The sequence below is a fragment of the Enterocloster clostridioformis genome (assembly GCF_020297485.1).
In the GTDB taxonomy this organism is placed as follows: Bacteria; Bacillota; Clostridia; order Lachnospirales; family Lachnospiraceae; genus Enterocloster; species Enterocloster clostridioformis.
In genome coordinates, this window is the sequence record NZ_JAIWZC010000001.1 from 4,251,536 (window position 1) to 4,272,275 (window position 20,740).

Here is a 20,740-nt window from a genome sequence, read left to right on the forward strand (position 1 = left end):
GAACCGCTCTCGTGCTGTTTCCAGCCATACATAATTGAGCTGCTAAGACAGATAATATCATTATGAAGAAATATAATATTTGCAAAAAACATTGTAAGGGACATGAAACATTGACCAAAGAAACGCCGGCCAACGAAACATGAAAGAATTATCAATCGGAACCCATCTTTCAGTTGCCAAAGGATACGCCGCTCTGGCAAAGGACGCGGTCCAAATCGGTGCCAATACATTCCAGCTGTTCATCCGCAATCCCCGGAGAGCCAGGGCAAAGGAGTTAAAACCGGGGGAGATCGAGACATTCCTGGACATTTTGCAAAAGCACGGATGGAGCTGATGCCGGGAAACCTGTACAATCTTCATCCGGGCAGCCGTCTGGACCAGCCTCTGGACAGCGCCATTGAACAGATCACCCAGGGGCTGAACCATGTGATGTTCCCGGACATGAAGACAACGGTGCTGTTAGAAACCATGTCCGGGAAGGGAAGCGAGGTGGGGAGAAGGTTTGAAGAACTGAAGGAGATATTGGACCGGGTGGTCCAAAAGGATCAAATCGGGGTTTGCATGGATGCCTGCCACATGTGGGATTCGATGACCGTATCTTTCGCCTGGATATTTTGTGGCGGGCATGGAAAGAAGTACGAGTAAACAAGGGAAGTGCTGGAATAGATGGCATTACCTTTGAGATGATTGAGGAATACGGAGTAGAAGAATACTTGTTGGATATTCAAGAGGATTTGCAGAATAAGGAATACAGACCTAAACCGGTGAAAAGCTACGGAAAAAGTAACAGCGGGGCAGCCTGGTTCGGCCTGGAGGACTCGCTTAGGGCATCCTCCGAGCCGTGGATACGCCAACGGATTTATGCCAAGCTCAATGGGAAGTTAAAGGAACAGGGATAAAACACAGGCCGGATCCAATTGAGGAACCGGCCTGCCAAAAAGGAATGCAAAAATGTGCGGTGGCTTATTATTTTAACTTGCTGATTTCCTTATCAATATCTGATGGTGAAACCAGACCGATTGATTTGGATAATACCTCGCCGCGCTTGAAGTAGATAAGGGTGGGAACACTCATTACCTGGAAGCGGGCTGCCAGGTCCATCTCCTCATCAATATCTACTTTATAAAAATGTACGTCTGAAAATTTGTCCGCCGCCCGTTCTATGACAGGACCCAGCATCTTACAGGGGCCGCACCAGGTTGCAAAGAAATCCACAACCACCAGCTCGTCATCAGCGTTTACAGCCTGCTCAAATTCATCCTTGTTCAAATGTTTCAATTCCATAGTTATTACCTCCAGGTTTTCTCTTTTTTGTGATTTGCTCTATTGATTATAGGATACCACATTTTGTACTTGTGTTATGTGATAAAAATCACCGAACATTCATTCTTTAATCTTATATATAAGCTTGTAATGTTAAGCTGCTCTAATATAAATTAATTTTCCTTTACTGTTTCATAGGGCCAGTCCACAATTTTGCCAAAATCATAGAAATGTTTGTATTCCCAATTCCACCAGCTGGTCTGAAGCACGCTTGTTGCGGATGCCGGTGCGGCAGTGGACCAAAAGGACTGCTTCTGTGTCAGGAAGTTCCTCGGGCTTCCTTTTCTGTAACCAAAGATTGAACAGTTAATACTGTAACTATAGTATATACAGTTATATATGTCAAGGGGATTCTTAACTTTTTTTGAAAAATTTGGTTTAAGGTATAAAAATCCTGCATTCTATGCTATACTTATGCCTAAAGTGGAGAAGTATGCATAGAGATGGAGAATGCTATGTCAGTGAAAGAACAGGACAATAAATATGCCATAGACGTTGCGGACGTGACCAAGGTATATAGATTATATGAGAAACCCATTGACCGTCTGAAGGAATCCATGAGTATTTCCCATAAGAATTACCACCGGGATTTTTACGCGCTGAACCAGCTTTCCTTCAGGGTAAGGAAGGGGGAGACGGTGGGAATCATCGGCACCAACGGTTCCGGCAAATCCACCATATTAAAAATCATTACCGGGGTCCTTACCCCCACCACCGGGGAGGTAAAGGTGGACGGCAAGATATCGGCTCTTTTAGAGCTGGGGGCCGGATTCAATATGGATTATACAGGTATTGAAAATATATATATGAACGGCACCATGATGGGCTACACGAAAAAGGAGATGGACGCCAAGCTTCAGGACATTCTGGAATTTGCGGAAATCGGGGATTTCGTGTATCAGCCGGTAAAGACTTATTCCAGCGGTATGTTTGTACGGCTGGCTTTTGCGTTGGCCATCAATGTAGACCCGGAAATCCTCATTGTAGACGAGGCTCTTTCCGTTGGCGATGTGTTTTTCCAGTCAAAATGTTACCGCAGGATGGAGGAAATCCGCCAGAAGGGGACCACCATCCTCATGGTGACCCATGATATGGGAAGCATTATTAAATACTGTGACCGGGTGGTGCTGCTGAACAAGGGAGAATTCATCGCAGAAGGCCCTGCCGGCCGCGTGGTGGATATGTATAAGAAGATTCTGGCCGGACAGCTGGACTCCTTAAAGGCGGAATTAGAGCGGGAAAGACAGCAGAAGGAGAGCTTGTCAGGGGGAAGCGGGCAGGAAGATACCGGTAATGGTCCGGAACATACCGGTAATGCTCCGGAATATACCGGTAATGGGCAACATACCGGAGCAGGAGCGGAAGGAAAGGAAACTGCCCGGAGCCAGGCAGGAGCAGGAACAAAATCCGGCGATGTGGAGATGTCTGATTTTTCCGGTGGTATGGGATTAGAGAGAAGCCGTCTCATGAAGGACCAGCTGACCATTAATTATGACCGTACAGAATACGGGGACGGCCGGGCTGAGATTGTGGACCTGGGTCTTTTTGACGAGAGGGGAAATATCACCAACCTTTTGTTAAAAGGTGAGATGTTTACCATAAAAGAACGGATTCATTTCAATACAGAGATACAGTCCCCTATTTTTACCTATACTATAAAGGATAAAAAGGGTACGGAGCTTACTGGCACCAACACCATGTTTGAAGGCGCCGACATCCAGCCTGTGAAGCGCGGGGATGAGTATGTGGTGGAATTCACCCAGAAAATGACACTCCAGGGCGGGGAGTATCTGCTGAGCATGAGCTGTACCGGATTTGAGCAGGGTGAGCATGTGGTGTACCACCGCCTGTACAACGTGACCAATATTACGGTTATTTCCAATAAAAATACGGTTGGGGTGTATGATATGGAGTCCCAGGTAAAGGCCGAGAAGGTGGAGGCCGGGAATACCCAGGTCGGTAATGCGCGCCCAACTGTGAACGGAGGATTATAACTTTCCATGAAGGATATCAGTTATGAAATATTAGATTTATTCAGACAATATGGAAGCGGTCCTGAGGGTATCAGGAAGGCCCTGGACAATCAGTCCAGGCCGGAGGTGCTCCACGCGCTGTCTGACATAAGGGAAAATCTTCTGGAGTGGCTTGATTATACGGGCTGCGGGGAAGTGCTTCAGATTGGCTCAGGCTATGGCGTTCTGACAGGACTGCTGGCCTCCAGGTGCGCTCATGTGACGGTCATGGACGAAGCGGATGAAAACCTGGCCGTAAATCAGGAGCGCAACAAGGCTTACAGCAATATCACATATGGCTTTAAGACGGGGACGCAGGCAGGACAGCCGGAGCCGTCATTTGACCTTGTGGTTATCGGCGGACTCAGGGAAGGGCAGGAAATACGGGATGCAGTTACCTTCGGCGCCTCCTTTCTGAAACAGGAAGGCCGTCTGGTAATTGCGTGTGAAAATGCATTGGGACTCAGGTACCTGGCAGGGGGAAACCATGAGGAAGGCTTTTGTACCAGAAAACAGGCGGAGGAAGCCTGCCAGGGGGCAGGACTCACCCGGGCGGATTTCTATTATCCGGTGCCCGACCACAGAATGCCCATATCACTTTACTCAGACCGGTATCTGCCGGGAAAGGGAGAAATCACCAGCCCGTCTGTGTCCTATGAAAGTCCGCGGTATGCCTGCCTCAATGAAGGGGAAGTGTATGACCGTCTGATTGAGGAAAATGACTTTGGCCGGTTTGCCAATTCCTTCCTGATTATTGCCTCTAAGGGCGGCGGACAGGAGAAAACCATTTTCGCGAAGTATAACCGTACCAGAAAAGAGGAATTCCGGATTCGTACCAGCATACGGGAACTGAACGGAGAGCGCCGGGTGGAGAAGGCTGCTCTGGACGGGGCGGGAAGCTTCCACATCCTTTCCCTGAGAAAAAAATGCCGGCAGTTAAGGCAGCTGAATCCCAGGGTCAGAATCCTGGAGCCGGAGATATCCGGGGACGGCAGCAAGGTGGAGTTCTGTTTCCTGAAAGGTATCACCCTGGCAGAACGTCTGGGCCAGGGCATCAGAGACGGCAGGGCGCCTGTGGAGGACATTAAGGCAGCGCTTCAGTTTCTCTATGATGTGACGGAGGACCAGATTGTTCCGTTTTCCGTGACGCCGGAGTTTACCCGGACCTTTGGGCCGGTTCCGGATTTTGATGATTTTTCTTATAAAGTAAGCAACATTGACGGGCTCTTTGAGAATCTGATGATTACAGAAACGGACGGGGATGAGCAGCTGTACTGTCTGGATTACGAGTGGGTCTTTGATTTCCCGGTTCCTGCCCGTTTTGTACAGTACCGCAATCTGGCTTATTTCTATTATAAATACCGGGGCTTGATGTCATATACTGACCTGGAGGAATTTTTACAGGAGTTTGGCATAGGAAGTGAGATGGCATCTGTGTACGCGTCCATGGAGGATTCCTTCCAGTCCTATGTCCATGGGGACGCTGTCCAGGGATACCTGGTGAATTACCGGCAGAAAGTCACGACCCTGGCTGAACTTAAGGAGACAGACCGGGCCCTGTCGCAGGCAAAGGACCGTATCAGCCAGCTTCAGGCAGAGGTGGAGGAAAAGAACCTTCAAATCCGTAAAGAGCAGGAGGTACAGCGCCTTACCAATAACCATGTGGCAAATTTGGAAGTGATGATTAAGGACCTGCGCCATGAAATCGACGAGCTGGGCAAGCTGGCAACCTATCTCAACGGGCATGAAGCCCTTGTGTTCAAAGCCCGGCGCAGGCTGGGAGCCCAGGTCAACAAGGCATTTCCAAGGGGCACGCGCAAACGCAAGATACTCAACTATTGTTTTAATACAGTGAAGCATCCGGTGCGTTACGGCAGGCTGTACGCCACCAAAGAGGGACGCAACCAGATAGACGGCGATTTTAAGATTGGTGAGGAATATCTCAAATACGGCAGACTGGTATTTCCCCAAGTGCCGGGCAGGGGTGGATATACAGACGCGGGCAGCGGCGCGGAAACATGGGACGGTCCGATGGTTTCTATCGTGATTCCCTGTTATAACCAGGTCCACTATACCTATGCGTGCCTCCAGTCCATCCTAGAGTTTACAAAGGATGTCACCTATGAGGTCATCATTGCCGACGACGTGTCAGCCGATGCGACGGCAGAGCTGAACCGGTATGTGGATGGACTTGTAATCCGCAGAAATGAGACAAACCAGGGTTTCCTGCGCAACTGCAACCAGGCGGCAAAGGCTGCCAGGGGAAAATACATCATGTTCCTCAATAATGACACCAAGGTGACAGAAGGCTGGCTTTCCTCCCTGGTGAACCTGATTGAGTCCGATACTTCCATCGGCATGGTCGGATCCAAGCTGGTGTACCCGGACGGACGCCTCCAGGAAGCAGGAGGCATTATCTGGAGTGACGGTTCCGGCTGGAACTACGGCCGTCTGGATGATCCGGACAAGGCAGAATACAATTATGTAAAGGATGTGGACTATATATCGGGGGCTGCCATCCTGCTGAGCACGGCTCTGTGGAAGCGGATTGGCGGATTTGACGAGCGGTTTGCCCCGGCTTACTGCGAGGATTCGGATCTGGCTTTTGAGGTGAGAAAGGCCGGATACAGGGTTGTCTACCAGCCTCTCTCCAAGGTGATCCACTTTGAGGGTGTTTCCAACGGTACGGATGTAAACGGAACAGGTCTGAAACGCTACCAAGTGGAGAACAGTAAAAAGCTGAAGGAAAAATGGGCGGAGGAATTTAAAAAGCAGTGTGTCAACACCGGAAATCCCAATCCATTCAGGGCCAGGGAGCGCAGCCAGGGAAAGAAAATCATCCTGGTGGTGGACCACTATGTACCCACCTTTGACAGGGACGCGGGCTCCAAGACAACCTACCAGTACTTGAAAATGTTTCTGAAAAAGGGTTATGTGGTGAAGTTCCTGGGAGATAATTTCCTTCATGAGGAGCCCTATACCACTACCCTTCTGCAAATGGGAATCGAGGTTCTCTACGGAGACACATACGCGGCAGGTATCTGGGACTGGTTAAAGACAAATGGAGACGAGATATCATTTGCATACCTGAACCGTCCCCATATTGCCGCCAAGTATGTGGATTTTATAAAAGATTACACCAATATGAAGGTGATTTATTATGGACACGACCTGCACTTCCTTCGTCTGGGAAGGGAATATGAGCTTACCGGCGATATCAACATTAAGAGGGAGGCGGATTACTGGAAATCCGTGGAGCTGACCATGATGCACAAGGCGGCTGTTTCTTATTATCCTTCTTATGTGGAGATCAACGCCATTCACGCCATCGACGGAAGCATTCCCGCAAAGGCCATTACGGCGTATGTCTATGACACCTTCCTGGATAACATACAGGATGACTTTGGGGAGAGAGAAGGACTGCTGTTTGTAGGCGGGTTCGCCCATCCGCCCAATGCGGATGCGGTGCTGTGGTTTGCCAGAGAAATATTCCCTCTTATACGCAGGGAACTGCCGGATGTGAAATTCTATGTGGCAGGCTCCAAGGTGACAGATGAAATCAAGGCCTTGGAGGAGACGGAAAGCGGAATCATCATCAAAGGTTTTGTGAGCGAGGAGGAGCTGGCGCAGCTCTACGGCCAGTGCAGAGTGGTGGTGGTGCCGCTGAGATACGGGGCCGGCGTGAAGGGAAAGGTAGTGGAAGCCATTTACAACGGAGCCCCCATTGTGACCACATCCACAGGGGCAGAGGGAATTCCCTTTGCGGACACAGTGCTGGAGATAGAGGACCAGGCAGAATCCTTTGCCAGAAAGACCGTGGAATTATATCAGGACAAGGAACGTTTAAACCAGCTTTGCCACAGGACCCAGGATTATATAAAGAAGCACTATAGCCTGGATGGAGCCTGGAAGGCGGTGGAGGGGGACTTTCGTTGATTCCTCAGAGGCGCGTGGGGCGCCGCAAAGCCAGCATGCCCGGACAATGCAACCGCGCTCCCGCTCAGTCTGTGCTGGCAAAATTAAGGTATAACGATGTCCGCCGGGGGAGAAATAGTATAGGAGGAAATGTTGAATGCAGGCTATTTTGTTGGCAGGCGGTCTGGGGACCAGGCTTCGCAGTGTGGTGAGCGACCGGCCCAAGCCAATGGCGTTGATTGAAGGGAAGCCTTTTATGGAATATGTGACCCGTGAGCTGGTCCGCCATGGGGTTACGGATATTGTTTTTGCCGTGGGATATAAGGGGACTATGGTGGAGGAGCATTTCGGTGATGGGGCTGCTTTTGGGTTTCATGCTGATTATGCCTATGAGGAGACGCTTCTGGGTACGGCAGGGGCCATAAAGAATGCGGGCAGGTTTATCACAGAGGATTGTTTTTATGTGCTGAATGGGGATACATTTTACCAGATTGACTATACACGGCTCCTGAGACAGCAGGACAGCCAGAATTTGGATATGGCTCTGGTACTGCGCAGGGTGCCCGACGTTTCGCGGTACGGCCAGGCGGTTTTGGACCGGGATGGATTCCTGACCGGGTTTAATGAAAAGACAGAGGATGCCAGGGAAGGGACGATCAACGGAGGCATTTACCTTATGAAACAGCGGCTGCTGGATGAAATACCGGAGGGAAAGGTGTCGCTGGAAAATGACATGATACCCAGGTGGCTGTCAGAGGGAAGGCGTCTGGGAGGCTTTGTCAATGACGGGTATTTTATTGACATTGGCATTCCGGAGGCGTATTTCCAGTTTCAGAAGGATGTAAAGAATAAGGCGGTCATTTGACAGCCTAAACGAAAGACAGAGAGAGGAGACACATATGGTTATCAGAGGAAGGGCGCCTTTAAGGGTCAGCTTTGGAGGCGGCGGTACGGATGTGGCACCATTCTGCGAGGAGCAGGGAGGGGCCATCATCGGCAGCACCATCAATAAATATGCCTACTGTTCCATTGTGCCCAGGGAGGACGACCAGATTGTGGTTCATTCCCTGGACTTTGACATGACAGTGAAATATAATACAAGCGAAAATTATGTGTATGACGGAAAACTGGATTTGGTGACGGCGGCCCTTAATGCCATGGGCATTGACCAGGGCTGCGAAGTGTACCTTCAGTGCGACGCGCCTCCCGGCTCCGGCCTTGGAACCTCGTCCACCGTCATGGTGGCCATGCTCACTGCCATGGCCCGCTGGAAGGGTGTGATGATGGATGCATATGCCCTGGCGGACCTTGCTTATCAGGTGGAACGCCTGGATTTAAAGATTGACGGAGGATACCAGGACCAGTATGCGGCTGCCTTTGGAGGTTTCAATTTTATTGAATTCCACGGACGCAACAATGTGGTGGTAAATCCTCTGCGCATTAAAAAGGACATCATACACGAGCTCCAGTATAATCTCCTTCTCTGCTATACCGGAAAAATCCATGTCTCTGCCAATATCATCAAGGACCAGGTGCAAAACTATGAGAAAAAGGATGCCTTTGAGGCCATGTGTGAGGTAAAGGCCCTGGCCTATGCCCTGAAGGATGAGCTGCTAAAGGGAAATCTCCACAGCTTCGGCAAGCTTCTGGACTATGGCTGGCAGAGCAAGAAGCGCATGAGCAGCAAGATAACAAATCCGCAGATTGACCAGCTGTATGAAGAGGCTCTGAAGGCAGGCGCCCTGGGAGGCAAACTTCTGGGAGCAGGCGGAGGCGGTTACCTTCTCATGTACTGCCCTTACAATGTGCTCCACAAGGTGGCTGCCCGCATGGAGCAGGCAGGAGGACAGCTGGCGGACTGGAATTTTGAACTGCGCGGCGCCCAGAGCTGGGTGGCGGATGAATCGAGATGGAAGTATGACCAGGTGAAGGTCCATATGCCCAATGGCGAGTACAGGTTTAACATTTAATGTTAAATGACCGGGCACGGATTGAAACAAGGAATATAACATACAGGATGGATGTGCAATGGAGCGAGTTGTTTTTTTGGACCGGGATGGGACTCTGAATGAGGAAGTACACTATCTGCACAGGACTTCGGATCTGAAGATCCTTCCGGGAGTGCCGGAGGCGCTGCGGATGCTTAGGGAGGCCGGGTACCGTCTGGTGGTGGTTACCAATCAGGCGGGAGTGGCCAGAGGGTATTATGGCGAGGAGGACGTGAGGAACCTTCATGTTTATATGAACCATATCCTGGAGGGCCAGGGGGCGTCCATTGACGCATTTTACTACTGTCCCCATCATCCGGAGCACGGAACCGGCCCATATAAGAAGGAGTGCAGATGCCGCAAGCCGGGTACCGGCATGTTTGAGGCGGCCGCACAGCGGTTTGAGGTAGATAAGCCCCATTCCTTTATGATAGGAGATAAACTGCTGGATGTGGAAGCCGGCAATAACTACGGTCTCACCACCATTTTGGTGGGAACCGGTTATGGTAGCGGGATACGCGGCCAGGAGGAGAAGGAAGGGACCTCTCCGGTATATGATTACTACGCGGAGGACCTTGTAAAAGCAGCTCAGTGGATTATTGAGAAAGGACAGGCAGACTAAGGATGAGAGAGATGGAATATCTGGAGGAACTGACCAGCCGGTATCCGGTTCTGGAGGCAGTGAAGGGCGATGTGCTGGCCGCGTATGAAATACTGCGGGATTGTTACGCAGGCGGAGGCAAGGTAATGATAGCGGGAAACGGCGGAAGCTGTGCGGACAGCGAACACATTGTGGGAGAACTGATGAAGGGATTTGTAAAACGCCGCCCGGTGTCCGGCGATTTTGCGGCTGCGCTTAAGAAAGCAGACGAAAAGCGGGGGGAAGAGCTGGCATCCTGCTTACAGGGAGGCCTTCCCGCAATTGCCCTTACCGGTCACGCGGGATTGTCCACCGCGTTCCTTAATGATGTAAACGGGGAAATGATTTATGCGCAGCAGCTGTACGGCTATGGAAAAAAGGGTGATGTATTTATGGGCATTTCCACCTCGGGCAATGCTGAGAATGTGATGTATGCCGTGGCCGTGGCAAAGGCGTCCGGCATTAAAACCATTGGACTTACCGGCAAGAACGGCGGGAAGATGGCGGGAGCCTGCGACTGCTCCATTGTGGTGCCTTCTGATGAGACATTTAAAATCCAGGAGCTGCACCTTCCCATTTATCATGCCCTGTGCCTGATGCTGGAGGAACATTTTTATGAGGTATAAGCATGTATTTGCCATATGCGCCTATAAGGACTCGCCTTATCTGGAGCAGTGCATCCGCTCTCTTAAGGCCCAGACAGTCCCGTCCCATATCATCATCTGTACGTCCACTCCCAGCAGCTATATTGACCGGCTGGCCTGGAAATACGGTCTGCAGGTATACGTGCGTCAGGGGGAGAGCAATATAAAGGATGACTGGAATTTTGCATATTCCATGGCGGAAGGCGAGCTGGTTACCATTGCGCACCAGGATGACATGTACCACCGTGATTACAGCGCAGGGCTCCTGGCTGCTCATAAGAGATATCCGGACATGACGGTTTTTACAACGGATTATGTGATTGTGAAACAGGGAAAGCTCATATCCGGGGATGCCATGCTCTGGATTAAGAGGATTCTGAGGATGCCCCTCCGGTTCCCGCAGATGAACGACAGGGCCTGGTTAAAGAAGCTGGCCTTTGTCCTGGGCAATCCCATATGCTGCCCCGCCACCACCTATCACAAGGCGGCGCTGGGTGAACCCTTTGTGCGCTCGGAATACAGCTTTGCCCTGGACTGGGACAACCTTGTGAGGCTGGCAGAGGAACCGGGACGTTTTATCTGCGATGAGCGGCCTCTTCTCTATTACCGGGTCCATGAGGATGCCACCACAAAGGCATGTATCAGGGATAACCGCCGGTTTGAGGAGGAACGGGAAATGTTCTGCCGTTTCTGGCCGGAGCCGGTGGCGGACATTATCATGGGGTTTTATAAAAAGGCTTATGGAGAATATGAGTAGCAGTGTCCGCACCGGATGTCAGGACTGTTACGAATAAGACTGAAAAATGCAGGGATAAGGATTTGTTGCATGGAAACTGGTAAAAACGATACGATACTTGCAATCATCGCGGGGGCGGCAGGGATGGCTGTCCTGGCCGTGACGGTGTTCGGGGTGCTGCTCCGGGAGCCGCTGGGGCCGGTGCTTCAAAATACGCGGACCCTTCTTATGATGGCAGAGGTGGTCCTTGTGTTTTTATGGAGCCTGTTCTGTCTGGCGGCGGGGCGGGGCGGGAAGTCAGGACAGGGGGCCGGCATGAGGTTCAGAGCCCTGGGGCTGGCAGCGGGCGTCATTCTGTTTACATGGTGCCACCGTATTTTCCTGCCCCTGGCGGTATCCGGCATATATATGGCGGTTCTGGTACTGGCGGGGAGACAGCTTCTCCGGCTGTTCTTAAAAGAAAGCCGGCTGTCCGCGCCAATCCCTTTTTGGCAGAGGACGTCCGTGTCCCTTGTGCTGGGAAGCGCATTGTGGATGGTTCTGGTGTGTCTTGTATCCCTTACGGGACACGGAGGGCTGATGCTGTGGAGAGGATTGGCGGCAGTCATGGCCCTGGCGGCTGTGGTCCTGGAAATCCTTTGGGGACACGGAAATAATCAGGTTTCGCCCGGAGCGTGGCTGAATGGTGTAAAGGAAAGCGCGGATGGGGGCGGAAGGCGCAGCAAAGCGCAGGCCGCCTTAATTGCCTTTATCATCACCATGGTTCTGATTCAGGCAGGCCGCATGAACATTGAACTGGACTACGATTCGCTCCACTATGGCCTGCGTTCCGCCTATGTTCTGGATAACGGAAAGGGAATTTACGAGAATCTGGGCATGATTAACCTGGTTTATACTTACAGCAAAGGCCTGGAAGTCCTGGTGCTCCCTCTGAGCGGGACTCCTACTTACGGATTTGTCCTGGCGTTTTCTCTGTGGTGCACCATGGGAATCCTGCTTCTGGCAGCCAATATAGTGGGAAGATACTGCGGCCGGGAAAAGGGAATCTGGGCAGCCGCCGTCCTTGCGGCCATTCCGGGAATTATGAACATGGCCGCAACGGCCAAAAGCGATAACATCACGCTGCTGCACCAGCTTATCATATATGACTTTATCTGCTTCGCGCTGTGTGAAGGGAGACAGGGAAAAGGGTGCGGTCCCGCCGGAAACACGCCATGGCTTCTCATGGCGGTCGGCACCTATCTGCTGACCCTGGTGTATAAGCCCACGGCCCTGGTGTTCTCAACGGCTCTGGGCACAGTGGCGCTTCTGTGTCTGATTCTTACCCGACGCTTAAGCCTTGGCTGCCGAGGAGGACGGCGGATCCTCCTGATACCGGGGGCAGCCGTGGCCGGATTGTGGTACCGCACATGGCTTCTCACCGGCGTGCCCATGACATCCATATTTGCCGGATTTTTTGAGAAGGCAGGATGCCGGGTGAAATACCCCTATAACTTTAACCATGTGATTGGAGATCCGTCCGCCCTGACTGCGGGAGAAAAATGTTCGCGGCTGTGGTCACGGGTGCAGGGAATCCTGCTTGCCCCTGTGTCAGAGGACATGGCCCATGTAATCATTGCATGGGGAACCGGAATCGTCACGGTTTTTCTTATTATCTGGCTTGCCGTTTCATGGAAGGCGGCCAGACGCGGCCCCCAACATTTCCTGAACCTCTTTGACCGTATTCTGATTCCGGTTCTGGCTCTTGGTTCCCTGGCGAGTATTTACACCCTGTATCAGGTGGACGGGAATTATTTCATTCTGTTCTATTCCGTTCTGGTTATCAGCGCGCTGAGAATGGGATGCAGGCAGGACTGGGGGCCCGCGGTCAGACGGTCCGTATCCCTGGTGCTGGTTTTGTTTTTTGCTGTGAATACAGCGGTGACCTGTGCCACGGGCTGGGCCGGAGTTCCGGGCTTTACGCCTGTGAGCCTGCGTCACATGGGCTATTACGACCACCGCAGGGAAATGCTTGACAGAAGGGCACAGGAGGGCAGCCTTGCCCTTTCCTGCATGTTCACGCCCAGGAGCCGTGTCCTGGCATTTGGAAGGCATCCCGAGGTCCTGGATTTGCCCTGCAGTGTTCAGAGTTACTATGACGTGACCGGAAGCGGCGGAAATGTGTATCTGGTAAAACGGCTGGCATACTTTGAGGAGTTTCTCAGATATGCCGGAACGGAGTATTTTTTCGTGGAAGCCGGATACCTGGCGGGACAGGACAGGGCGCTGCAGATAATCGAGGATATGATTGCGGAGGGAAGCCTTTCTGATATTCACTATGAATGGGGCAATATGACGGCCAGGGTTACTCTTGACGGCGGACCGCCGGACGATCCCGGGCAGGCCCTGGAGGAGTTCAGGGAGAATTACAGCATGACTAAGCTTAATTGACAGCCAGAAGGAGGCGCTTACATTGGAGGCAAAAGAGAGCACGAGAACCAGGATTGGGTTCTCCAGGATGGAAAAGAAATATGAGTGGAAAGACCATGTAATATTTATGGGCATTCTGCTTGCCATGGCAGTGTGGGTCAACAGAGGAATAGAAATAAAGGGCTTATACATGGACGACCTGTACTTCTGGTCCTGTTACGGGGAGCAGAGCTTCCTTCAGTATGTGTTTCCGGTGGGCAGCACCCGGTTCCGCTTTCTGTATTATCTGGCCGCCTGGCTGGAGATGGCGGTGGTAAAGAACCATGTGGGATGGTTTGTGCCCTTTAACATTCTGCTGAACGCCGCCGTGTCCTGGAGCATATATTTCGTTGGCCGCAGGCTGTCCAGGGCAAAGGGAATCGGTTTTCTCTGCGGCTTAATGTTCTTAATCAGCCGCATGGCTTATTACCAGATTGGACAGGTGCTGGGGCTTATGGAGACCATGGCTCTGTGGATGGCTGTTATGATACTCTGGTATTTGTTCCGGTATCTCAATGAGAAGGACAGCCAGATATACTTCTGCCTTTCCTGTGTGCTCTACTTTGGGGTATGCTTTGTACATGAACGCTACATGGCCCTGTTTCCGCTGCTTCTGCTGGTCCTTCTGTTTAAGAAGAGCAGGAAGCTGTTGGAATGGGGAGCCGGCCTGCTGTCCTTTCTTCTGGTCCAGGTCATACGCGCTTTTACCATAGGAAGTATTCTGCCGGCAGGCACAGGGGGAACCCAGGTGGCAGATACCTTCAGCCTGGGGGATACCTTTTGGTACGCGCTGAGCCAGATCGCCTATGTGTTCGGCATCAACGCAGGGCCGGAACATCTCAATGGATGCCCATGGGGGCAGAGTCCTCTGGTGATAAAGGTGCTGGTGCTCCTGGCAGATGCTGCCATTGCGGTCATTGTCCTGGCGTTCGTGGTGAAGATGGCAAGGGAGAAGCGGAAGGATTACCGTATTCAGATGCTGAAGAACAGCACCCTGTTCATTCTGTTTACCGGACTCTGTATCGCGTCCTCCAGCGTTACCATACGGGTGGAGATGCGCTGGGTGTATGTGTCCCTGGTATCCGCCCTTTTATTTCTGGCTTATATGTATGGAGAACTGACAGAGGGGGTGAAGCCGGAGCTGTATCTGAAACGGCTTTGGCCCTGGGGAGCCGCCTTTGCCTGCTATGTGGTATTCATGCTTCCCGTGGAGCTGTTTTACCGGGCGGATTATCCCAAGCTGTATCTCTGGCCCAATCAGCTGCGGTACAATTCCCTGGCTGAGGAGACCTACGGAAGATATGGTGACAGAATATTCGGCAAGACCATTTACATCATAGGCAACAGCTATGAGATGAGCGATTTCACGGCCAGAACCTTCTTTAAGGTATTTGACAGGGACCGGACAGCAGAAGGCACCAGGGTGGAGTTCATAGAGAATATCCGGGATATCGGTCTGGTGGATGACCGGATGCTGGTTCTGCGGGAGGACCCGGACCATGAAGGGTTTCAGGATATTACGGAGATTGTAAGGGAAATGAAGCTTCAGGTGGATTATGGCTACTACAGCGACGGCTGGATGGATGAAGACGCCAGCCTGACGGTCATGGCCGGTGAGACAGGCGTGATTGACCTGGAGGTGGTATATCCGGGAATCATGAGCGGCGGGGAGGCTGTGAGGATTACAAAGGATAAGGATGAGCCCCGTTATCTTCCGGTACGGTCTAATGTTGTAAATACAACAATCCAGGCCGAGCCATGGCAGATGGTACACCTGACCTTTGAGTATAATTTCTATATGCAGAATGCCCAGGAACAGAGGGGGGAGGACCGGCTGGCAGCGATTGTGCATCTGACGGTCAGGTAAAAACCGGTTTCCGGGAAAGACATAGGAAATGAGAAAGGAGCAGGATAACCATGGACGCAGAACGAAACAGGAAAATCATATATTGGCTTCTTCCGCTTGCAGGCATCCTATTCTGTCTTTGGTACGTGAGGAGCGCCACCTGCGACGTGGTGTACTCAGACTATATCCGGCTGGTGAACAGCTACCTGCCGGATGTGTGGAATCCGGATAAATTTCTTGTGCCGGATGTTCTGACACGCATCCCAATCAATTATCTCTGCCGAATTGTCAATGTGGAGTTCTTCGGCTTTACCATTACCCTGGAACGTGTTCTGGGGGTGGTGAGCCTGGGACTGGCCGGCTGGGTATTTGCCGCCTATGGCAGGAGCAGGAAAATCGGATGTCTCTGGTTTGCGCTGCTGATGGCGGTGATGTTCAGTCTGAATAAATGGGAAATGCTTACCAATGGAAGCGGGTGGTCCCATTTTTTTGCCTTTGCCTGCTTCTACTACCATGAGCTGGTTCTGGACCGGGTGTGGGCGGGGGAGGAGAAAAAGCGCGACCGGTTAAAGCTGCTGGTACTGCCGTGGCTTATTATACTGGGTACTGCCGGCCCATATTGTGCGGTGTACGCCGCCACGCTGCTGCTTTCCTATGGATTCTGCATGGTGATGGACCGGAGAAAGAGCAGGGGCTGTCCGGGCAGAAGGGGACAGGGTTCCTGGGATACGCGGTATCTGGCCTATATGGCCTGCGCCCTGATTCCGCTTCTGCTGTATATGCTGAGCAATTCCATGGCGGTGGAGGAACACGCGGGAGCCACGGGACGTTCCCTTGGCACCATACTGGCTGAAAATCCCACATTTCCGGTCCGTTTTCTGTTAAAGTCCTTTTCGGGAGTCCTGGTGGGAGGGGAGGAACTTGAGCGTTTTATGGAAAAGGGCCTTCTCAGCAACCGGATGTGCTACGCCCTGGGCCTGTTTGTGGTCTGCGGCTATCTTATGGCCTTATGGCTTAATTTCCGGTTCCGCCTGTATGAGAGGACCATTATGCCTCTTATGCTCCTGGCAGGAGGCGGGATGAACCATGTAATCATCTTTATTTCCAGGTATATATTTGAGAAGGAAAACTATGCGCTGAGTTCCCGCTATGCCCTCCAGTTCCAGGTGGGAATATTGGGAATTATACTTACCTTTGCCCTGGTGTGGCAGCTGAGGGAGGGGACAAACAGGGGATACCGATGGCTCATGGCTCTATTCTGCCTTGCAATCCTTATGGGAAATGGTTATACTACTTATCGTGAGATCCGGAAAGCGCCCAGCAGGGAGGAAAGCTTTGAGAGGAAGGCCCGGCTGGCCCTGGAGGTTCCCGGAATGAGCCGGGAAGAACTGCGGGACAGGGGAGAAGAACTGGAGACAGAGTTTGAATACCGCAAAGGACTGGATAAGATACAGAGCGCATTCCGGATATTGGAAGAGAACAAGCTGAATGTGTTTCGGGAATACAATGGAGGACAGAGATGAAGGTTGTAATTTTAGCAGGAGGACTTGGTACCAGAATCAGTGAGGAGAGCCATCTGAAGCCAAAGCCGATGATAGAAATTGGCGGAAAACCCATATTGTGGCATATCATGAAGTATTATTCGGAATTCGGATTCCATGAATTCATTATCTGTCTGGGCTATAAGCAGTATGTGGTGAAGGAGTTTTTCGCAGATTATTTCCTTCACACCTCGGATGTGACATTTGATCTGGCCAATAATAAGATGGAAGTCCACAATAACTATTCCGAGCCCTGGAAGGTGACATTGGTGGATACCGGACTCAACACCATGACAGGGGGGCGTGTAAAGCGCATCCAGCCTTTTGTGGGGAATGAACCCTTTATGCTGACCTATGGAGACGGCGTGTCAACAGTGGATTTGAATGAACTGGTGCATTTCCATAAATCCCATGGCAGGACAGCTACCATCACAACGGTCAACATTGGCCAGATGAAGGGCGTCCTGGATATCGATGAAAATGATACGGTCCTTTCTTTCCGGGAAAAGGAGGACAATGACGGTGCCCTGATTAACGGCGGGTTCATGGTGATGAACCCTGAGATATTTAATTATCTGGAAGGGGATTCCACCGTATTCGAGCAGGGCCCCATGCAGAAGCTGGCGGCAGAGGGACAGCTTAAGTCCTTCTATCACGGCGGATTCTGGCAGTGCATGGATACCCAGCGCGAGATGAATAAGCTGGAGGGATTATGGCAGTCAGGTAAGGCGCCCTGGAAGATTTGGTAGAGGGGGAGTCGCGGGGGTCCGCATGGTTCCAGGCGTGCTTCCTGATGAAACACGCCTGGAATCATGCTGGGCTTCCTCGAATGCCGGAGGAAAGGGGCGCTGTGCGGAGGGGATGGAAGTGGCTAGGGTATGCGGATGGGTTTATGAGGATGACTGGAATTGGATGAGAGGATATTAGGTTGAAAGAAAAAATCAAAAAAATCGTAACTTAACAAGAGCACCAGTAAACTGCCGCCCCAAAGGATCCTATGGAATAAAGGGTATCAGGCCATAGCAGGAGGAGTAATCATATAGCCTCGTTTCTCTAAACGTTTGATGGCATTTCTGTCATACTGTTCCTGAAATTTCCGGTACATTTCTTCAGGAATAGCGGAATAATCCGTATCGGCAGGATTAAATACCTCCTGCTTTTGGAACATGTGGTAAATGCAAGTCAACACCATGCGTGCAATGGCAATGATTGCCCGTTTATGACCACGACGTTTTTTTATACGGTCATATTTGTATCTGAAGTAAGGGTTTTTACTCTTGATGGCAGCATTTGCACACTGAACCAGCAGAGGCTTTAAGTACACCCCGGCTCTTGAAACATGGACGCTCTTCTTTTTACCGGCACTTTCGTTATTTTCAGGAGCCAGCCCAGCCCAGGAGCACAAACGTTTTGAGGATTTGAATACCGCCATATCCACCCCGATTTCAGCAATGATAAAGGTGGCAGACTGCTCTGTAATTCCAGGAATTGTAGTAGCCAATTCGATAAATTTATGGTAAGGTTTAGCCAGGTCGGAAATCGTTTCTTCGAGAGTGGAGACGCACTCATTGATTTCATCGAAATGCTTTCTGCAGACCTTAATCTTAACGGATTGGTCACGGCGCAGTTCATAACCGATTATGGAGGTTACAACATCATCTGCCTTGTCCTTTGCTTTTTTAAGAAGCAGGGATTTACAGTATTCGGGGTCAAATACCTCACAGGTCAGGATATAGTCAACGATGGCGGTCGCTGATTTTCCAAAGGTATCTGAGAGGACGGATGCAAGGGCAATGTTGGAAACCGTAAGAGCATTCTGTAACCGGTTTTTCTCACTGCTGCGGTGGCCAATCAGTTTCTGCCGGTATCGGAACAATTCCCGAAGCATGCGAATTTCCTTACAGGGGATATAACTGGAAGGAACAATATCAAATTTAAACAGATCCGCAATCCAGGCGGAGTCTTTGTCATCGGTTTTCTGTCCTTTGATAGCCCTGACATACTTGGGGTTAGCAACGACAACGTGACAGGAATCCTCCAGGATATTAAAAATTGGAATCCAGTATTTACCAGTGGATTCGAGGCAGATCTCAGTGCAATTGAAAGAAAGAAGCCATTTTTTCAAAGAATTAAGATCGGAATTGAAGGTGGCGAACCGCTTTTTAACATAAGAAGTAACGCCCCTGTAGTCTGTCAGAGCAATGGTAGCGACAACAAATTTCTTGTGAACGTCCATGCCACAGCAGACAAAGTGTTTGATAGATAACATAAAACAGCCCTCCTAAGTAAAATAGACAGACATTGACTGGCTGTCCAGCAAAGAAAGACCTAAGGAATTGCTTTGACAATGATTAGGTTACGAGCTCAAGGCGTCACTGGTTTGTGCTTGAGAAGACAGCCGACACATGTTTTTATGCGGACTTGATCCCAAATGGAGGAACCGATTCTACTTCCTCCTCCGTGCTCTGTAGTGTATCTGTCTGAGGAGAGTTTAACATCAAAAATAAAATAGTGGAAGCACAAACTTGCTATTTCATAACTGTTTTGTGCCTAAGCGAAGCGAAAGGAATGAGAGTTTTTATGAAGATGAAGGAATTGACGGATTTTTATAGAGATAAAAGGGTGCTTGTGACGGGGCATACCGGGTTTAAGGGGGCCTGGCTTTGCAGGATACTGGCACTTGCCGGGGCCCGGGTGACGGGGTATTCCCTTGAACCTCCTACGGATCCCAGCTTGTTTGAGATTGCCGGGCTGGAGGACAGGATGGACAGTGTGATCGGCGATATCCGTAACCTTAAGGGGCTTAGGGACGTGTTTGAACGGGTGAGGCCGGAGGTTGTGTTTCATCTGGCGGCCCAGCCCATTGTCCGGGATTCTTATAAGGATCCGGTGTATACCTATGAGACAAATGTCATGGGAACAGTGAATGTGATGGAGTGCGTCAGATTGACGGACAGTGTCCGCTCTTTCCTCAATGTGACCACGGACAAGGTGTACGAGAACCGGGAATGGGAGTATGGATACAGGGAATGCGATCCTCTGGATGGATACGATCCCTATTCCAACAGTAAGTCCTGCTCCGAGCTGGTAACTCACAGCTATCAGAAATCATTTTTCAGTGACGGGCGGTGTGCTGTTTCTACCTCCAGGGCCGGAAATGTCATTGGAGGTGGCGATTTTGCCAATGACAGGATTATACCTGACTGTATCAGGGCGGCTGCAACAGGGAAAGATATCATTGTAAGGAATCCCCATTCCACCAGGCCCTATCAGCTGGTGCTGGAGCCCCTTGCCGTGTATCTTACCATTGCCATGAGGCAGTATGAGGATGGACGGCACCAGGGATATTATAACGTGGGACCGGACGATAAGGACTGCGTGACCACAGGACTCCTGGTGGATATGTTCTGCCGGGCCTGGGGCGGGGATGTGAAGTGGGTGAATCAGTATGACGGAGGCCCTCATGAGGCCAATTTCCTGAAGCTGGATTGTTCCAGAATAAAGTCAGTATTTGGCTGGCGCCCCAGATATGGGGTGGAGGAAGCCGTCCAAAAGACGGTAGAGTGGTCCAGGGCTTATCTGGACGGCGAGGATATGCTGGAGGTTATGGACCGGCAGATAACAGAATTTTTTTCGTAAAGAGGAGA

17 protein-coding genes are annotated in these 20,740 nt (G+C 51.0%); 15 read left to right on the top strand and 2 right to left on the bottom strand.

Features of this window, described 5'->3' with window-relative positions; translation table 11 throughout:
* Positions 1-139: 139 nt before the first annotated feature.
* From LA360_RS21390 to LA360_RS21400, 3 genes are read left to right on the top strand one after another with little or no spacing between them, the layout of a single operon-like run.
* The gene (locus tag LA360_RS21390) at positions 140-334 is read left to right on the top strand and encodes an apurinic/apyrimidinic endonuclease family protein (RefSeq protein ID WP_038259221.1); all 195 of its coding nucleotides are present in this window, start codon (positions 140-142) and stop codon (positions 332-334) included.
* A complete protein-coding gene (locus LA360_RS21395) occupies positions 325-645 on the top strand; it encodes a TIM barrel protein (RefSeq protein WP_225537643.1) in 321 nt (106 codons plus the stop codon). Before LA360_RS21390 ends, LA360_RS21395 begins: the two co-directional genes overlap by 10 nt.
* 38 nt (positions 646-683) lie before the next feature.
* Positions 684-899 (top strand): hypothetical protein, encoded by a 216-nt coding sequence (locus LA360_RS21400; protein WP_003524187.1) that lies wholly within the window; start codon positions 684-686, stop codon positions 897-899.
* Positions 900-966: 67 nt separating this feature from the next.
* On the opposite strand, the gene trxA is transcribed toward LA360_RS21400, so the two are convergent.
* A complete protein-coding gene (gene trxA / locus LA360_RS21405; RefSeq protein ID WP_270269637.1) occupies positions 967-1,299 on the bottom strand; it encodes a thioredoxin in 333 nt (110 codons plus the stop codon).
* 479 nt (positions 1,300-1,778) lie between these two features.
* Between trxA and LA360_RS21410 the strand changes: the two genes are divergently transcribed.
* The 11 genes from LA360_RS21410 to rfbF all read left to right on the top strand — a co-directional run bounded on the left by LA360_RS21410 (position 1,779) and on the right by rfbF (position 17,842).
* Entirely contained in the window at positions 1,779-3,317 is a 1,539-nt protein-coding gene (locus LA360_RS21410) for an ABC transporter ATP-binding protein (protein WP_022201492.1), read from the top strand.
* Positions 3,318-3,323: 6 nt separating this feature from the next.
* On the top strand, positions 3,324-7,271 hold the full coding sequence (locus tag LA360_RS21415) for a glycosyltransferase (protein ID WP_022201493.1): 3,948 nt from the start codon (positions 3,324-3,326) through the stop codon (positions 7,269-7,271).
* A 136-nt stretch (positions 7,272-7,407) separates the two neighbouring features.
* Positions 7,408-8,115 carry a nucleotidyltransferase family protein gene (locus tag LA360_RS21420; RefSeq protein ID WP_022201494.1) on the top strand — a complete coding sequence of 236 codons (708 nt, stop codon included), beginning with the start codon at positions 7,408-7,410 and terminating at the stop codon, positions 8,113-8,115.
* Between the two features lie 34 nt (positions 8,116-8,149).
* The gene (locus tag LA360_RS21425) at positions 8,150-9,220 is read left to right on the top strand and encodes a GHMP family kinase ATP-binding protein (RefSeq protein WP_022201495.1); all 1,071 of its coding nucleotides are present in this window, start codon (positions 8,150-8,152) and stop codon (positions 9,218-9,220) included.
* Between the two features lie 58 nt (positions 9,221-9,278).
* Positions 9,279-9,860 (top strand): D-glycero-beta-D-manno-heptose 1,7-bisphosphate 7-phosphatase, encoded by a 582-nt coding sequence (gene gmhB / locus LA360_RS21430; RefSeq protein ID WP_057571526.1) that lies wholly within the window; start codon positions 9,279-9,281, stop codon positions 9,858-9,860.
* A 2-nt stretch (positions 9,861-9,862) separates the two neighbouring features.
* Positions 9,863-10,504: a D-sedoheptulose-7-phosphate isomerase gene (locus LA360_RS21435; RefSeq protein WP_089776575.1), complete on the top strand. Its 642-nt coding sequence runs from the start codon at positions 9,863-9,865 to the stop codon at positions 10,502-10,504.
* Positions 10,494-11,279, top strand: coding sequence for a glycosyltransferase family A protein (locus tag LA360_RS21440; RefSeq protein ID WP_022201498.1), 786 nt, complete (start codon positions 10,494-10,496; stop codon positions 11,277-11,279). Before LA360_RS21435 ends, LA360_RS21440 begins: the two co-directional genes overlap by 11 nt.
* Positions 11,280-11,348: 69 nt before the next feature.
* Positions 11,349-13,688, top strand: a complete 2,340-nt coding sequence (locus LA360_RS21445; RefSeq protein ID WP_022201499.1) for a hypothetical protein — start codon at positions 11,349-11,351, stop codon at positions 13,686-13,688.
* Positions 13,689-13,710: 22 nt separating this feature from the next.
* Entirely contained in the window at positions 13,711-15,573 is a 1,863-nt protein-coding gene (locus LA360_RS21450) for a hypothetical protein (RefSeq protein ID WP_022201500.1), read from the top strand.
* A 50-nt stretch (positions 15,574-15,623) separates the two neighbouring features.
* Positions 15,624-17,075: a hypothetical protein gene (locus LA360_RS21455; protein WP_022201501.1), complete on the top strand. Its 1,452-nt coding sequence runs from the start codon at positions 15,624-15,626 to the stop codon at positions 17,073-17,075.
* A complete protein-coding gene (gene rfbF / locus LA360_RS21460) occupies positions 17,072-17,842 on the top strand; it encodes a glucose-1-phosphate cytidylyltransferase (RefSeq protein WP_022201502.1) in 771 nt (256 codons plus the stop codon). Before LA360_RS21455 ends, rfbF begins: the two co-directional genes overlap by 4 nt.
* A 263-nt stretch (positions 17,843-18,105) precedes the next feature.
* On the opposite strand, the gene LA360_RS21465 is transcribed toward rfbF, so the two are convergent.
* Complete coding sequence (locus tag LA360_RS21465) at positions 18,106-19,362, bottom strand: IS110 family RNA-guided transposase (RefSeq protein WP_057572861.1); 1,257 nt, start codon at positions 19,360-19,362, stop codon at positions 18,106-18,108.
* Between the two features lie 311 nt (positions 19,363-19,673).
* On the opposite strand from LA360_RS21465, the gene rfbG reads away from it, so the two are divergent.
* Entirely contained in the window at positions 19,674-20,732 is a 1,059-nt protein-coding gene (gene rfbG / locus LA360_RS21470) for a CDP-glucose 4,6-dehydratase (protein WP_022200743.1), read from the top strand.
* Positions 20,733-20,740 lie beyond the last annotated feature (8 nt).

Excerpts from the sequence above, each read along its gene's own strand:
- LA360_RS21410 (WP_022201492.1), top strand. The coding sequence starts at position 1,779 with ATGTCAGTGAAAGAACAGGACAATAAATATGCCATAGACGTTGCGGAC.
- LA360_RS21415 (WP_022201493.1), top strand. The coding sequence starts at position 3,324 with ATGAAGGATATCAGTTATGAAATATTAGATTTATTCAGACAATATGGA.
- LA360_RS21465 (WP_057572861.1), bottom strand. The coding sequence starts at position 19,362 with ATGTTATCTATCAAACACTTTGTCTGCTGTGGCATGGACGTTCACAAG.
- LA360_RS21425 (WP_022201495.1), top strand. The coding sequence starts at position 8,150 with ATGGTTATCAGAGGAAGGGCGCCTTTAAGGGTCAGCTTTGGAGGCGGC.
- LA360_RS21445 (WP_022201499.1), top strand. The coding sequence starts at position 11,349 with ATGGAAACTGGTAAAAACGATACGATACTTGCAATCATCGCGGGGGCG.
- rfbG (WP_022200743.1), top strand. The coding sequence starts at position 19,674 with ATGAAGATGAAGGAATTGACGGATTTTTATAGAGATAAAAGGGTGCTT.
- gmhB (WP_057571526.1), top strand. The coding sequence starts at position 9,279 with ATGGAGCGAGTTGTTTTTTTGGACCGGGATGGGACTCTGAATGAGGAA.
- LA360_RS21455 (WP_022201501.1), top strand. The coding sequence starts at position 15,624 with ATGGACGCAGAACGAAACAGGAAAATCATATATTGGCTTCTTCCGCTT.
- LA360_RS21435 (WP_089776575.1), top strand. The coding sequence starts at position 9,863 with ATGAGAGAGATGGAATATCTGGAGGAACTGACCAGCCGGTATCCGGTT.
- LA360_RS21400 (WP_003524187.1), top strand. The coding sequence starts at position 684 with ATGATTGAGGAATACGGAGTAGAAGAATACTTGTTGGATATTCAAGAG.
- LA360_RS21440 (WP_022201498.1), top strand. The coding sequence starts at position 10,494 with ATGAGGTATAAGCATGTATTTGCCATATGCGCCTATAAGGACTCGCCT.
- LA360_RS21395 (WP_225537643.1), top strand. The coding sequence starts at position 325 with ATGGAGCTGATGCCGGGAAACCTGTACAATCTTCATCCGGGCAGCCGT.
- LA360_RS21390 (WP_038259221.1), top strand. The coding sequence starts at position 140 with ATGAAAGAATTATCAATCGGAACCCATCTTTCAGTTGCCAAAGGATAC.
- rfbF (WP_022201502.1), top strand. The coding sequence starts at position 17,072 with ATGAAGGTTGTAATTTTAGCAGGAGGACTTGGTACCAGAATCAGTGAG.
- LA360_RS21420 (WP_022201494.1), top strand. The coding sequence starts at position 7,408 with ATGCAGGCTATTTTGTTGGCAGGCGGTCTGGGGACCAGGCTTCGCAGT.